Origin of the sequence: Nonomuraea spiralis (genome assembly GCF_014648435.1) — a bacterium.
Classification (GTDB): Bacteria; Actinomycetota; Actinomycetes; order Streptosporangiales; family Streptosporangiaceae; genus Nonomuraea; species Nonomuraea spiralis.
The window spans coordinates 151,205-165,130 of record NZ_BMRC01000019.1 but is presented as its reverse complement, the minus strand read 5'-3'; the positions used below and the strand labels follow the sequence as shown (position 1 = coordinate 165,130).

The 13,926-nt window shown below is 70.3% G+C and carries 12 protein-coding genes; 8 read left to right on the top strand and 4 right to left on the bottom strand.

The genetic code is table 11. From position 1 onward, the window contains the following. Position 1: 1 nt before the first annotated feature. Both rsmA and IEZ27_RS36675 read left to right on the top strand, forming a co-directional pair. A complete protein-coding gene (gene rsmA, locus IEZ27_RS36680) occupies positions 2-862 on the top strand; it encodes a 16S rRNA (adenine(1518)-N(6)/adenine(1519)-N(6))-dimethyltransferase RsmA (RefSeq protein ID WP_189651447.1) in 861 nt (286 codons plus the stop codon). Positions 863-1,142: 280 nt separating this feature from the next. After that, positions 1,143-1,790: an NlpC/P60 family protein gene (locus IEZ27_RS36675; RefSeq protein WP_189651446.1), complete on the top strand. Its 648-nt coding sequence runs from the start codon at positions 1,143-1,145 to the stop codon at positions 1,788-1,790. 192 nt (positions 1,791-1,982) lie between these two features. Here the strand turns inward: IEZ27_RS36675 and IEZ27_RS36670 are convergent, their stop codons facing one another. Continuing rightward, positions 1,983-2,795 (bottom strand): arginase family protein, encoded by an 813-nt coding sequence (locus IEZ27_RS36670; protein ID WP_229824677.1) that lies wholly within the window; start codon positions 2,793-2,795, stop codon positions 1,983-1,985. A gap of 564 nt (positions 2,796-3,359) precedes the next feature. Between IEZ27_RS36670 and IEZ27_RS36665 the strand changes: the two genes are divergently transcribed. Further along, positions 3,360-4,262 carry a 4-(cytidine 5'-diphospho)-2-C-methyl-D-erythritol kinase gene (locus tag IEZ27_RS36665; protein ID WP_189651445.1) on the top strand — a complete coding sequence of 301 codons (903 nt, stop codon included), beginning with the start codon at positions 3,360-3,362 and terminating at the stop codon, positions 4,260-4,262. Between the two features lie 243 nt (positions 4,263-4,505). Next, positions 4,506-6,311 (top strand): ABC-F family ATP-binding cassette domain-containing protein, encoded by a 1,806-nt coding sequence (locus IEZ27_RS36660; protein WP_189651444.1) that lies wholly within the window; start codon positions 4,506-4,508, stop codon positions 6,309-6,311. 312 nt (positions 6,312-6,623) lie between these two features. Here IEZ27_RS36660 and IEZ27_RS36655 read toward each other — a convergent pair whose 3' ends face one another. Beyond that, a complete protein-coding gene (locus IEZ27_RS36655) occupies positions 6,624-7,127 on the bottom strand; it encodes a MarR family winged helix-turn-helix transcriptional regulator (RefSeq protein ID WP_189651443.1) in 504 nt (167 codons plus the stop codon). A gap of 56 nt (positions 7,128-7,183) precedes the next feature. Between IEZ27_RS36655 and IEZ27_RS36650 the strand changes: the two genes are divergently transcribed. Genes IEZ27_RS36650 through IEZ27_RS36635 form a run of 4 tightly spaced genes read left to right on the top strand, consistent with a single transcriptional unit; the run spans position 7,184 to position 11,001 of the window. Continuing rightward, on the top strand, positions 7,184-7,954 hold the full coding sequence (locus IEZ27_RS36650) for a trans-aconitate 2-methyltransferase (RefSeq protein WP_229824676.1): 771 nt from the start codon (positions 7,184-7,186) through the stop codon (positions 7,952-7,954). Further along, positions 7,951-8,301, top strand: coding sequence for a VOC family protein (locus IEZ27_RS36645; RefSeq protein WP_125636615.1), 351 nt, complete (start codon positions 7,951-7,953; stop codon positions 8,299-8,301). Before IEZ27_RS36650 ends, IEZ27_RS36645 begins: the two co-directional genes overlap by 4 nt. Before the next feature lie 52 nt (positions 8,302-8,353). Next, positions 8,354-9,829, top strand: coding sequence for a CYTH and CHAD domain-containing protein (locus IEZ27_RS36640; protein ID WP_189651442.1), 1,476 nt, complete (start codon positions 8,354-8,356; stop codon positions 9,827-9,829). Then, entirely contained in the window at positions 9,826-11,001 is a 1,176-nt protein-coding gene (locus tag IEZ27_RS36635; protein WP_189651441.1) for a cytochrome P450, read from the top strand. Before IEZ27_RS36640 ends, IEZ27_RS36635 begins: the two co-directional genes overlap by 4 nt. Positions 11,002-11,034: 33 nt before the next feature. On the opposite strand, the gene IEZ27_RS36630 is transcribed toward IEZ27_RS36635, so the two are convergent. Both IEZ27_RS36630 and IEZ27_RS36625 read right to left on the bottom strand, forming a co-directional pair. Next, positions 11,035-11,865, bottom strand: coding sequence for an NUDIX hydrolase (locus tag IEZ27_RS36630; protein WP_229824675.1), 831 nt, complete (start codon positions 11,863-11,865; stop codon positions 11,035-11,037). Next, positions 11,858-13,918, bottom strand: coding sequence for an RNA degradosome polyphosphate kinase (locus IEZ27_RS36625; RefSeq protein WP_189651440.1), 2,061 nt, complete (start codon positions 13,916-13,918; stop codon positions 11,858-11,860). Before IEZ27_RS36625 ends, IEZ27_RS36630 begins: the two co-directional genes overlap by 8 nt. Positions 13,919-13,926: the final 8 nt, after the last annotated feature.

Sequence of the window (13,926 nt, the reverse complement as noted above, 5' to 3'; positions counted from 1 at the left end):
GATGCGGGAGACTGGTTGGATGATGAGGCTGTTGGGCCCTGCAGAAATACGTATTTTGGCGAACAAGCTAGATCTTCGCCCCACCAAAAAGCTAGGCCAGAACTTCGTGATCGACGCGGGGACCGTCCGGCGCATCGTCCGCGTGGCCGACCTGTCGGCCGACGACGTGGTCATCGAGGTCGGGCCCGGCCTCGGCTCGCTCACCCTGGCGCTCCTGCCCGAGGCCGCGCACGTGGTGGCCGTCGAGATCGACCCGGTCCTGGCCACCCAACTGCCCGTCACCGTCGCCGAGCGCGGCCCGTCCGACAAGCTCACGGTCGTCAACGCAGACGCCATGAAGATCGGCCTCGACGACCTCGCCGGCCACACCCCCACCGCCCTGGTCGCCAACCTCCCGTACAACGTGGCCGTCCCCGTGGTGCTCCACCTCCTGGAGAAGCTGCCCTCGCTGCGCAAGGGCCTGATCATGGTGCAGCTGGAGGTGGCCGACCGCCTCGCCGCCGGTCCCGGCTCCAAGGTGTACGGCGTTCCGTCCGTCAAGGCCGCCTGGTACGCCGACGTACGCCGGGCGGGGCCCGTGGGCCGTACGGTCTTCTGGCCCGTACCCAACGTCGACTCCGGTCTGGTCTCCCTGACCCGTCGCGAACCGCCCACCACCACGGCGACCAGGGAAGAGGTGTTCGCCGTGGTGGACGCCGCCTTCGCCCAACGCCGCAAGACCCTGAGGGCGGCGCTGGCGTCGTGGGCGGGAAGCCCGTCCCAGGCGGAGACGGCACTACGAGCCGCCGACGTGGACCCCTCCGCAAGAGGCGAACAACTCCCGATAGAAGCCTTCGCCCGCATAGCCGAACAAAAACCCTGACCCACCCCGGAGCACCTCCGGAGCACCTCCGGAGCACCTCCGGAGCACCCCCGGAGCACCCCCCGAGCACCGCCCGAGCGTGCCCCGAGCACCCTCACCGCCACCTTCCGCCGAAGCTCCCCGGGCCCCCACAACCTTCGCCGACGCTCCCGCGGCTCATCCACAATCCCCGGCGGGCCTCACCGGGCCCATCCACAGAACCCCGTTCGGCCCCCACGGCCCCCGCCGGCCCGCGTGATCCTGGCCTCCTCGTCCCGCACCACGACGAAGGAGACCACCCATGACCACCCGCCACCTGGCCCAGCCGCTGTCGATCATCCTCACCAGCGGCCTCCTGACCGCCGCCGCAACCGCCACCCACCCCGCCCCGGCCCGCGCCACACCCCCGCAATGCATCCGAGCCACCATCACCATCCCCGTGACCGGCACCGGAGCAACCGCGACCACCCCGTGCCCAGCCCCCCACCACCCCAAGAAACCGAAGCCCAGGAAGCCCCGAAAGCCCCGAAGTCACCAAAGACACAAGGGCGACATCGCAGCCGAGGCAGCCCTGGCCCAACTGGGCGTCTCGTTCTCCTGGGGCGGCGGCTCCTCAAAAGGCCCCACCATCGGAGTGGGCACCGGCGCGAACACCACAGGCTTCGACTGCAGCGGCCTCACCCTCTACGCCTGGTCCAGAGCCGGGGTGCGCCTCGCCCACTACACCGGCACCCAGTTCCGCCAGGGCCGCAGAGTCCCCCTCAGCGCCCGACGCAGAGGCGACCTCCTGTTCTTTGGCGGCACCGGCGACCCGACCCACGTAGCCCTCTACCTGGGTGACGGCATCATGATCCACGCCCCCCGAACAGGCGACGTAGTCCGAAGAACCAAGTTCCTGAACTCCCCCTACTACCGCACCGCCTACCGAGGAACCATCCGCCCCGCCTGACAAGGCGCCCCCAAGGCCCAGACCACCCCAACCACGGCGACACCCCCAGGCCGGGCCGCGGGGCCCACCCCACCCCACCCCACCCCGGCCCTGCCCCTTCCCCTGCCGCTGTCCCGGGCTCCGGGCTCTGCCCCTGGCCTGGGCTGTCAGACCCGCAATGGGCTGGGCCGGGGCCTGGGCCCGGGCCTCTGCCTACCGCCCGGCGCAGACCGCCACCAGCTCCTTCACCAACGACGCGAGCAAGGCCTGATCCTCAGCCCCCGTCGGCTCATACTCCATGAGCCCCAGCCCCACCACCTCGAACCGCCCCGCAACCGCACTGACCATCGCCAGAAGCTCATCAGGCCGAAACCCGTCAGGCGTTGGACTCCCCACACTCCCGAAGAGCTGAGGATCAAGCACATCGAAGTCCACATGCACGTAAACAGCAGCCCGCTCACCGCCCCCCGCCGCAGCAGCAGCTCCCACCGCCTCGACCAGGGCCTCGGCATCCGCCGCCCGCACCCGCCGTACCCCCTGAGCCTCGACGAACGCCACCTCAGCCGGATCCAGGTCACGCACCCCCGCCAGCACGATCTGCCCAGCCCCGACCGGCTCCCCGGCGGCCACCAGCCCTTCAGGCCCTTCGCCGGTCAACGCCCGCAGGACCATGCCGTGAAAGGCCCCCGACGGCGACGAGTCCGGCGTGTTCAGATCCCCGTGCGCATCGAACCAGACGACGACCAGCCCGTCCCCGAACCATCGCCGCGCCGCCGAAACCGGCTCCAGCTCGACACCGCAGTCCCCGCCGGCGGTGACCAGAAGCCCGTCCCAGCCAGCCTCGGAAACCGCCTCCCGCACCCTGGACGCGGTGACCACCAGATCATCGTCATCGACCTCGACCCGAATCCGGCGATCCGCGTCCACCATCTCCGAGACCAGCCGAGCGCCTTCACGCAGCCGCTCAGCCGTACGAGCCCCCGACCCCCGCCACTGCGGCACCTCAACCACGGTCACCTCGGACACGAGCACCTCCACGTCCAGTCAGCCATCGTGCCCCCAGCATCCCAAGGACCGATCCCAGCCGACCACCACAAATCCCCTTACATAAACCCCGAACGACCTCCGAACCGAACCCCGGAGCGACCGCCCCGACACGCCCATACGGCCACGGCATCCGGGAAGGGCATGCCCGTGGCGGCTGCGGCACCTATGAGGGCGTGCCCGTACTGCCGTGGCGTCCGGGAGGTCATGCCCATGCAGCTGTGGCGTCCACGCGGGCATGGTGGGCTTCTGCTGCAACGCCGAGTGGGTGTCCGCCACCCCTACGTGGGCGGCAGTCGACCCCAGTTCGCCACGAGCCCGGACCCCCTAGCCACCGCCGGGTCGAGTCTCACCCCGCTCTCCTTCCCGGCAACGATGGCCGAGTTCGTCGAGCCGACCGGCGGAAAGGATGACGAACCTCACCCTGCGTGGCACGGAGTCGTCCATCTCACAGGTCTAATTCCAAGAACCGCATGTCAGCGCACCCCACCCCGATAACATCGAGTGTCCTTGACCCCGGCAAGCGATGAAAGTGGCAGAAGATCGATGAGTTCGGTGACCGTACGTGTGCCCGCGAAGGTCAACGTGCAGCTTTCAGTCGGCCCGCTCCGGGAAGATGGCTACCACGACCTGGTCAATGTCTTCCACGCAGTGTCGATCTTCGATGAGGTGGTCGCGAAGGAGGCCGAGTCGATCACCGTCACGGTCAACGGCCGGTGGTCCGACCAGGTGCCGCTCGACGACGACAACCTCGCCATCCGCGCCGCCCGCGCCCTGGCCAAGCACGCGGGCCGCTCGTACGGCGCCGACCTGATCATCCAGAAGGCCATCCCGGTCGCGGGCGGCATGGCGGGCGGCAGCGCCGACGCGGCGGGCGCCCTTGTGGCGTGCAACGAGCTCTGGGGGCTCGGCCTGCCCTTCGAGGACCTCATGGAGATCGCCGGAGACCTCGGCAGCGACGTCCCGTTCTCGCTGCTCGGCGGCACGGCGGTCGGCACCGGCCGGGGCGAGCAGCTCAGCGAGCTGCCCACGGGCGGCACGTTCCACTGGGTGTTCGCGCTGGCCGACGGCGGCCTGTCGACCGCCAAGGTCTACGCGGAGTGCGACCGCCAGCGCGAGGTCTCGGGCGCCCGCGTGTCCTGGCCCGAGCTCAGCGCCCCGCTCATCGAAGCCCTGGGCACCGGCGACGCGTACGCGCTGGGCGCCCACCTGAGCAACGACCTCCAGGCCGCCGCCCTGGCCCTGCGTCCCGAACTCGCCGCCACCCTCGACTCCGGCCGCCAGCACGGAGCGCTGGGCGCGATCGTCTCCGGCTCCGGCCCCACCTGCGCCTTCCTGGCCATCGACGCCACGCACGCGCGCGACCTGGCCGACAGCCTCACCGCCACAGGTGCCGCCACCACCACGGTCGCCGCCCACGGCCCCGTCACCGGCGCCACCCTGCTCTGACCGCCTGCGGGCCCTGCACCGACCGGCGCCGCTCTGACCGGCTCCGCAACCCTGAACCGATTGGCTCCGGGCCCCGAAGCCGGGGACAAGTCGGCGCCGGGGACGGATCAGCGAGGGGCCAGCGTCGGGATGACCTCGGGGTACGTGCATGGGCCTCCCGGTCGGTGACGGTCCACCTACGGACGCTCAAGGAGGTCGCCGACGTCGGGAATCGGTTGGGGAGACCGATACTCTGGACACGTCATGAATCTGGTCAACCTTGAGTCGGTCACCCACGCCTACGGGCCCAAACCGCTCCTCAGCGACGTCTCCCTGGGCATCGAGGCGGGGGAGCGCATCGGCGTCGTCGGCCGCAACGGGGGCGGTAAGACGACCCTGATGTCCGTCATCGCCGGGGACGTGCGCCCGGACAGCGGCCGGGTCACCCACACGCGCGGCCTGCGGGTCGGTTTCCTGTCCCAGCAGGACACCCTCGACCCAGAGGCCACGGTGAGCGAGCTCGTCCTCGGAAACAGGGCAGAGCACGAATGGGCCGGTGACCAGCAGGTTCGCGAGATCCTGGCCAACCTGATCGGTGACCTCGACCTCAGCGCCAAGGCCGCCGCCCTCTCCGGCGGCGAGCGCCGGCGCACCGCGCTGGCCCGCCTGCTCATCGACGACCACGACCTGGTCATGCTCGACGAGCCCACCAACCACCTCGACATCGAGGCCATCGCCTGGCTCGCCGCCCACCTGGCCGCCCGGAAGAGCGCCCTGCTGGTCGTGACCCACGACCGCTGGTTCCTCGACGCCGTCTCCACCCGTACGTGGGAGGTCGTCGACGGGAAGGTCGAGCGTTACGAGGGCGGATATGCCGCCTACGTGCTGGCCAAGGCCGAGCGCGCGCGTATCGCCCAGGCCGCGGAGGAACGCCGCCAGAACCTCATGCGCAAGGAGATCGCCTGGCTGCGCCGCGGTCCGCCCGCCCGCACGTCCAAGCCGAAGTTCCGGATCGAGGCCGCGCAGGCCCTGATCGCGAACGAGCCTCCGGCGCGGGAGAGCGTCGAGCTGATGCGGTTCGCCGCGGCCAGGCTCGGCAAGACGGTCTACGACCTCGAAGACGTGACCCTGCACGCCGGCGGCCCCGGCGACGGGCCGCTGGTGCTCGACCACTGCACGTGGCAGTTCGGGCCGGGCGACCGCGTCGGCCTGATCGGCGTCAACGGCTCGGGCAAGTCGTCGGTGCTGCGGCTGCTCGGCGACAACGTCCAGCCCGATTCGGGCCGGGTGGTCAGGGGCAAGACCGTACGTCTCGCGCATCTGTCGCAGGAGCTGACCGAGCTCGACCCGTCCCGGCGGGTGCTGGAGTCGGTGGAGGAGATCCGCAAGTACCTCCAGCTCGGCAAGCGGGAGTGGACGGCGTCCCAGTTGCTGGAGCGGCTGGGCTTCAAGGGCGACGCGCAGTGGAAGGTCATCGGCGACCTGTCCGGCGGCGAGCGGCGGCGGCTGCAGCTGCTGCGCCTGCTGATGGACGACCCCAACGTGCTGCTCCTCGACGAGCCCACCAACGACCTCGACATCGAGACGCTCAACGAGCTCGAAGACCTGCTGGACGGCTGGCCGGGCACACTGATCCTGGTGAGCCACGACCGCTACTTCCTGGAGCGGGTGACCGACCGGTGCGTGGCGCTGCTGGGTGACGGCAAGCTCGTGATGTTGCCCGGCGGGGTCGACGAATACCTCGAACGCCGCAGCGCCGGCACGGCCGTGACCGCCCGCCTCGGCGGCGCCTCCGTCCCGGCGGCGGGAGCTCCGACCCCCGCCGCGGCGCCGTCCGAGAGCGGCCTGTCGGCCAAGGAGGAACGCGAGCTCCGTAAGGAACTCAACCGCCTCGAACGCCAGCTCGACAAGCTCGGCGACCAGGAGGCCCGCCTCCACGCCGCCATGGCCGAGGCCGCCAGCGACTACGCCAAGCTGGGCTCCCTCGACGGGCAGCTACGTGACGTCCTCACCCAGAAGGACACCGTCGAGGCGGAATGGCTTGAGCTGGCCGACCGCCTCGGCGACTGATCCGGCGGCCCAGGGAAACCGAGAAGACGGCTCACAGGGCGCTCGTAACGGCGAGCAACCCTGTGAGCCTTCACGACCGGCGCTCGACGGACGCCCGCCGACGTCGGCGAGTCCGGGCAACCACGACACCGCGTAAAGAAAAACCCCGCAAAGAAAACCGCGCAGAGAACCACGCGCAGAGAACCACGCGCAGAGAACCACGCACAGGGCCGCGCGCAGAGCCGCGCACAGCGGGCCACGCGGCGAGCTGCGCGGCGAGCTGCGCACAGAGGATCGCCACACACCACGCGCAGAGGGTTGCGTAGGAACGGGCTACTTGGGGGAGTCGAAGGGGGCGAGGAGGAGGCGGAGGAGGGCGGCGAGGGAGCGTTGGTCGGCGGGTGGGAGGCCGGAGAGCAGGTCGCGTTCGCGGCGCAGCAGCCCCGCGAAGGCGGCGTCCACCTGCGCGAGCCCCGTCTCCGTCAGCGACACCAGCACGCCGCGCCGGTCCTCCGGGTCGGGCCGCCGCCGCACCAGCCCCGCCTGCGCGAGCCGGTCGATGCGGTTGGTCATCGTCCCCGACGTCACCAGAGTGGCCCGCAGCAGCGCCCCGGGGCTCAGCTCGTACGGCTTGCCGGCCCGCCGCAACGCGGTGAGCACGTCGAACTCCCAAGGCTCCAGATCATGTTCGGCGAACGCCGCCCGCCTGGCGCGGTCGAGATGTTTGGCCAGCCGTGACACCCTGGAGAGGACCTGGAGGGGCTCGACGTCGAGATCGGGCCGCTCGATCCGCCATGCCGCGACCAGCCGGTCGACCTCGTCATCCTGTGGCGTCATGACACAGAGTCTACTGTCTTGACATCGAGATATCTCTCTCGATATCAATTATCTCTATGTCAAGAGATATCTGGGACCCGGTGACCTACGCCGTCTACGCCGACGAGCGGTCGCGGCCGTTCATCGAGCTGATATCCAGAGTCGGTGCCGTGGCTCCCGATTATGTCGTGGACGCCGGCTGCGGCAGTGGCGAACTCACCGTCATGCTGGCCGAACGCTGGCCCGAAGCCACCGTCGAGGGCTTCGACGCCTCGCCGGCGATGATCACCAAGGCCCGGCAGCTCAAGACGCCGGTGCACTTCGCCGTGGCCGACGTCGACACCTGGCACCCCGACCGGCCCATGGACGTGATCGTCTCCAACGCCGTCCTGCAATGGGTGCCCTCCCACCGGGCTGTGCTCGAACACTGGCTGGAGGAGCTGGCCCCCGGCGGCTGGCTGGCGTTCCAGGTGCCCGGCAACTTCGACGCCCCGAGCCACGTCGCGATCCGCGAGCTGTGCGCCTCCCGGGCCTGGTCCGACCGGCTCAGCGATCTCAACAGAAGCAACCCGGTGGACGATCCGGTCCAGTATCTCGACTTCCTCAACGACGGCGGCTGCCAGGTGGACGCCTGGGAGACGACGTACGTGCACGTGCTCCAAGGCGAGAACCCGGTGCTCGACTGGGTCTCCGGCACGGCCCTGCGCCCGATCTTCGACCGGCTCGGCCCGGAGGAGCAGCGGCGGTTCAAGGCCGACCTGGCCGGACTGCTCGCCGAGGCGTACCCGGCCAGGAGCTACGGCACCCCCTTCCCCTTCCGACGCGTCTTCGTGGTGGCCCAGAAATGACGATCAGAGCTCTGCATCACGTCCAGCTCGCCGCGCCCAAGGGCAGCGAGCCGCAGTTGCGCGCCTTCTACGAGGGCGTGCTCGGGCTGCGCGAGGTTCCCAAGCCGCCTGAGCTGGCCAAACGCGGCGGCGCCTGGTTCCGCGGCGACGGGGTAGAGGTTCACCTCGGCATCGAGGACGACTTCAGGCCCGCGCGCAAGGCCCACCCGGCGTTCCTGGTCGAGGACCTCGACGCGTACGCCGCGAAGATCCCCGGAGCCGTGCCCGACGACCTCTTTCCCGGCTACCGCCGGATCTACGTCACGGACCCGGTGGGCAACAGGATCGAGCTTCTACAAGTCGTGTGATGTTCATCTGCGGGTGGCATCATGGTCCGAAATCGCACACTTGTGAGGTGCAGTGGGCATCGAGATCGAGGACAAGTTCGACGTTCCTACCGACTACGCGATTCCGGATCTGAGTGGCCTTGCGCAGGTCGCGGGCCCGCGCAGCCACCAGCTCGTGGCGCTCTACTACGACACGCCCGATCTGCGGCTGGCGGCGCGCGGCGTCACGCTCAGACGCAGACGCGGTGGCGACGACGCGGGCTGGCACCTGAAGCTGCCCAAGGCCAAGGGCGTACGCCAGGAGATCACGTGTCCGCTGACGCGGAGCACCAAGATCGTGCCGCCGGAGCTGGCCGAACTCGTCCGGGCGTACTCCCGGGGCGCGGAGCTCCAGGTCGTCGCCGAGCTCGACACCCGCCGTAGTGTGACGCTGCTGCACGAGGGTGGCACCCACCTGGTCGAGGTCGCCGACGACCGGGTCAAGGGCACCGTCCACCGGGACGGCAGGGTCCTGCGGTGGCGCGAGGTCGAGGCCGAGCTCCTGGCGGAGAACCGCCGGGACCTGCTGGCCAAGGTCGGCAAACGGCTGCGGAAGGCGGGCGCGACCCCCGCCGGGAGCGCCAGCAAGCTCGCCCGGCTCCTCGAGCCCACCCCGCCCGCCAAGGCCGACACCGAGCCGGGCACGGCCGGTGAGACGGTCCTCGCCTACCTGTCGAGCCAGGTCGACGCCCTCCTCACCCAGGATCCCCGGGTACGCAGGGCCGAGGAGGACGCCGTCCACCAGATGCGGGTGGCCTCGCGCAGGCTGCGCAGCGCGCTCAAGGCGTTCAAGTCGGTGGTGGGCGGCACCGAGGGGGTGCAGGACGAGCTGCGCTGGCTCGGTACGGTGCTCGGCGAGGCCCGCGACCTTGAGGTGATCAGGGCCAGGTTCGACAAGGAGCTGGCCGGTCTGGCCCCTGAACTGGTCACCGGTCCCATCCAGACCCGGCTCGGCACGGACCTGTACGAACGCGAGCAACAGGCGTACGAACGCATCAAGGACGCGCTCAGCGGCGACCGCTACTACACCCTGCTGGACGCCCTCGACGCGCTGGTCGCCACCCCCGAGCTGGGCAAGGCGGCGGCCAAGCCGGCGCAGGAGCAGCTCACCGCCGTCGCCTCCGCCGGCTGGGACCGCGTGACCAGGGCGTACGAGACCGCCCAGGGCATCGAGGACCCCGAACGCCGCGAGATCGCCATGCACGACGTCCGCAAGGCGGCCAAACGCGCTCGGTACACCGCCGAAGCGCTCGAACCCACCCTCGGCAAGGACATGGTCAGGCTCGCCAGGCTGGCCGAGAACGTCCAGGAGATCCTTGGGGCGCACCGGGACGGCGTGGTCGCCCAGGAGACGCTGGCCAAGGAGGCAGAGGGCGCCCGGCAGGCCGGCGAGGACACCTTCACGTACGGGCTGCTGATCGGCATCGAGCGCAACATCGCCGAACGGGCGCAGGCCGATTTCCCCAGAGTATGGGCGGAAACCGTGAAGGCGGTTAAGAAGGTTCTATGAGTAACCTTCCGGCAATACCCTTCGCGCGCAGCGACCCTCTCGACGTGCCCGCCGCCTACCGGGAACTGCGGGCGGCGGAGGGCATCGCGCGGGTGCGCACCTCCGTGGGCGACGAGGTCTGGCTGGTCACCGGCTACGAACAGGCCCGCGCGCTGTTCACCGACCCCCGGCTCGGACGTTCGCACCCCGAGCCCGAGCAGGCGTCGCGGGTGTCGAACTCGGCCCTGCTCGGCGGCCCCCAGGGCGAGGTCGCCACGGAGAAGGCCGAGCACGAGCGCCTGCGCAGGCTGCTCACGCCCGCCTTCTCGGCCAGGCGGATGAGGAGGCTCGCCGACCATGTCGGGTCACTGGTCGAGGAGCGGCTGGACCGCCTGGCCAAGCTGACGCCGCCCGCCGACCTGCACGCCGAGCTCTCCTTCCCGCTGCCGGTGCTGGTCATCTGTCAACTGCTCGGCGTCCCGTACGAGGACAGGGAGTACTTCAGCGGCGTCTCCGGGCGTATGGCCGACCTCCGGGACGCGGCGACGGGGGAGGCGGCGCGGGCGGAGCTGAGCGCGTACATGGCTGGGCTGATCACCCGTAAGCGGCACGAACCGGGCGAAGATGTCCTGTCGGACCTGGCGAACGAGCTGGACGACGACGGCAGGATCGCCGAACTGGCCGCCGGGCTGCTGTTCGCCGGGCACGAGACCACGGTCAACCGCATCGACTACGGCGTGCTCCTGCTGCTGGCCAACCCGGGCCGGCTCGCGCTGCTGCGCTCAGACCCCGGGCTCGCGCCCGCCGTGGTCGAGGAGATCCTGCGCATGGCCGTGCCGAGCCTGCACGGCCTGCCCAGGTACGCCCACGAGGACATCGAGATCGACGGCCGGACGATCCGCCGCGGCGAGGCCGTCGTGATCAACCCGGGCGTGGCCAACCGGGACGAACACGTCTATCCGGATCCCGACGCCTTCGTCATCGGACGACCGTCGACCGACCCGCACCTCGCCTTCGGGTACGGCCCGCGCTTCTGCGTCGGCGCGAGCCTGGCCAGGGTGGAGCTGGAGGCCGTCTTCGGCCGGCTCTTCCAGCGTTTCCCGGACCTGCGCCTGGCCGTCCCCCTCGCGGAGCTGCCGCGCAACGAGGGCAGGGTCACACAGGGCTTCGCCACCCTGCCCGTGACCTGGTGAGGGCCGGCGAAACGTCCGACCTGGTGAGGGCCTTCAGGTCGCGTAACGTTCCACGCTGACGACCTGCCCGTCCCGGCGGTGCAGCACCGCGAAGGCGCCCTTGCGCAGGTGCACGTCCTTGTCGCTCAGCGTGTGGATCAGGTGCGGCAGGACCTTGCCGTGACTGCACACGGCGGCGGCCACGGCGAGCCTGCCGACGAGGTCCGGCGTCTTGCGCGGGTCCTGGCCCTCCTCGCTGAGCAGGGCCTCGGTCCTGATCTCGGTCCCGTACGGCTCCAGCGTCTGGACGCAGCGCCGGCTCGGCGAGCTGACCAGCACCTCGGGCCGGTAGGCGGCCAGTGCGGTGGCCAGGGCCGCCGCCTGGGAGCCGCCGTCGGCGTCGAGCGGGCGCAGCGCGTCGTCGCCCTTCCACGCGCTCCTGGACCCGGCCGAACCGTGCCGTACGAGCACCAGAGGGACGGTCGCGAGCGGCGCGGCGGCCAGGGCGCGCAGCAGACCGGCGTCCCACTCGTAGGTCAGCAGGTCTCTGGCCTGTTCCAGCGGCAGCCAGCGCAGCCCGTCGACCTCCTCACCGGGCTCGAACCCGGCGTCGTGGGCCACCTGGGCCGTCCAGTAGTCGACCCGCTTGAGCCGGCCGCCGCTGAGGTAGTGGATCGGCGGCAGCGCGCGGCCGAGCACGACCGTCAGGCCGGTCTCCTCGTCGACCTCGCGCAGGGCGGCGGCGATCACGTGCTCGCCGGCCTCCAGCTTGCCCTTGGGGAGGGTCCAGTCGTCGTAGCGCGGGCGGTGGATCACCGCCACCTCGGGGCGGCTCTCCTCGCCCCTCCAGACCACGGCCCCGGCGGCCCGGAGCAGATCAGTCATCAACGGTCCTCCAACGCCTGGTGCTGACGAGATGGCTCTGCAGGTCCTCGCCGTGGTGGCGGATCCAGGTGCCGTCGGAGTTGAGCCACCACGCGTTCGTGGTGTCGGCCATGGCCAGGTCCATCAGCTCGATCAGGTACGCCCTGTGCTGCTGGGAAGTCACCTTGACCAGGGCCTCGACGCGACGGTCGAGGTTCCTGCGCATCAGGTCGGCGCTGCCGATCCACACCTCGGGCCGTCTGCCGAGGCCGAACTCGTACACGCGGGAGTGCTCAAGAAAGCGCCCCAAAACCGACCTTACGCGGATATTTTCGGACAAGTCGGGAATTCCGGGGCGGAGGATGCAGATGCCACGCACCCACAGATCCACCGGCACCCCCGCCCTGGACGCCCGGTAGAGCGCGTCGATGATCGGCTCGTCCACCAGCGAGTTCGTCTTGATCCTGATCCGGGCCGGGCGGCCCGCCTGCTGGTGGGCGATCTCCCGGTCGATCCTGGCCAGCAGGCCGCTGCGCATGGAGTGGGGAGCGACCAGCAGCCTGCGGTACGCCGAGTGGTTGGAGTAGCCGGTGAGGTGGATGAACAGGTCGGTGACGTCCTCGCCCACCAGCGGGTCGGCGGTGAGCAGGCCGAAGTCCTCGTACTGGCGGGCCGTCTTGGGGTTGTAGTTGCCGGTGCCGATGTGGCAGTAGCGGCGCAGCTCGCCGGAGGGCTCCTGGCGTACGACGAGGGCCAGCTTGCAGTGGGTCTTCAGGCCGACGACGCCGTAGACCACGTGGCAGCCGGCGCGCTCCAGCTTCCTGGCCCAGGAGATGTTGGCGTGCTCGTCGAAGCGGGCCTTGATCTCCACGACCACGACGACCTGCTTGCCGGCCTCGGCCGCGTCGATGAGCGCGTCGACGATGGGGGACTCGCCGCTGGTGCGGTAGAGGGTCTGCTTGATCGCCAGCACTCTGGGGTCGGCCGCGGCCACCTCGATGAAGCGCTGCACGCTCGTCGCGAACGAGTCGTACGGGTGGTGCAGCAGCACGTCGCGTTCGCGCAGGGTCGCGAAGATGTCGTCCTCGGAGTTGATCACCTCGGCCGGCACGAACGGGCGGTAGCTCAGCTCGCCGCGGTCGAGGTCGGCGATGGCGTGCAGGCCGGTCAGGTCGAGCGGGCCGGGCAGCCGGTAGATCTCGTGCGGGGCCAGCTCCAGCTCCTCGATGAGCGGGGCCAGCACGTCCGGCGTGATCGTGTCCTCGACCTCCAGCCGCACCGGCGGCCCGAAACGCCGCTTGAGCAGCTCCTTCTCCAGCGCCTGCATGAGGTTCTCGGTGACGTCCTCGTCGACGTCGAGGTCCTCGTTCCTGGTGACGCGGAAGACGTGGTGCTGGAGGATCTCCATGCCCTTGAAGAGCTGGCCCAGGTGCGCCGCGATGACGTCCTCCAGCGGCACGAACCGGTCCTTCGAGGCCGGTACGAACCGGGGGAGCTGCGAGGGCACCTTGACCCGGGCGAACACGGTGTGGTCGGTGATCGGATTGCGTACCAGCACGGCCAGGTTCAGGCTGAGTCCGGAGATGTAGGGGAAGGGGTGGGCCGGGTCGACGGCCAGCGGCGTCAGCACCGGCCTGATCCGCTCCCTGAACAGCTTGCGCAGCTCCGTACGCTCCTCGCGGCCCAGGTCGTCCCACCGGACGATCTCGATGCCCTCGGTCGCGAGCTGCGGGCAGAGCCGGTCGTGGAAGGCGGCGGCGTGCCGCTTGGCCAGGGAGTCGGCGATCGTGGCGATCCTGGCCAGCTCCTCGCGCGGCTTCAGCCCGCTCTTGGTGCGCAGCAGCAGCCCGGTGGCCATGCGCCGCTTCAGCCCGGCGACCCGTACGCGGAAGAACTCGTCGAGGTTGCTGGCGAAGATGGCCAGGAAACGCACCCGTTCGAGCAGCGGGATCGAGGGGTCCTCGGCCAGCTCAAGGACACGTTCGTTGAACTGGAGCCAGCTTTCCTCGCGGTTGAGGAACCGCTCCTGTGGCAGGGGCAGGTCGTTTCCCGAGTGCAGCGGTTCCGCGGACATATGGCCTA

Coding starts and splice junctions, on each gene's coding strand:
- rsmA (WP_189651447.1), top strand. CDS start 2: ATGCGGGAGACTGGTTGGATGATGAGGCTGTTGGGCCCTGCAGAAATA.
- IEZ27_RS36625 (WP_189651440.1), bottom strand. CDS start 13,918: ATGTCCGCGGAACCGCTGCACTCGGGAAACGACCTGCCCCTGCCACAG.
- IEZ27_RS36675 (WP_189651446.1), top strand. CDS start 1,143: ATGACCACCCGCCACCTGGCCCAGCCGCTGTCGATCATCCTCACCAGC.
- IEZ27_RS36645 (WP_125636615.1), top strand. CDS start 7,951: ATGACGATCAGAGCTCTGCATCACGTCCAGCTCGCCGCGCCCAAGGGC.
- IEZ27_RS36665 (WP_189651445.1), top strand. CDS start 3,360: ATGAGTTCGGTGACCGTACGTGTGCCCGCGAAGGTCAACGTGCAGCTT.
- IEZ27_RS36635 (WP_189651441.1), top strand. CDS start 9,826: ATGAGTAACCTTCCGGCAATACCCTTCGCGCGCAGCGACCCTCTCGAC.
- IEZ27_RS36650 (WP_229824676.1), top strand. CDS start 7,184: ATGTCAAGAGATATCTGGGACCCGGTGACCTACGCCGTCTACGCCGAC.
- IEZ27_RS36655 (WP_189651443.1), bottom strand. CDS start 7,127: ATGACGCCACAGGATGACGAGGTCGACCGGCTGGTCGCGGCATGGCGG.
- IEZ27_RS36660 (WP_189651444.1), top strand. CDS start 4,506: ATGAATCTGGTCAACCTTGAGTCGGTCACCCACGCCTACGGGCCCAAA.
- IEZ27_RS36630 (WP_229824675.1), bottom strand. CDS start 11,865: ATGACTGATCTGCTCCGGGCCGCCGGGGCCGTGGTCTGGAGGGGCGAG.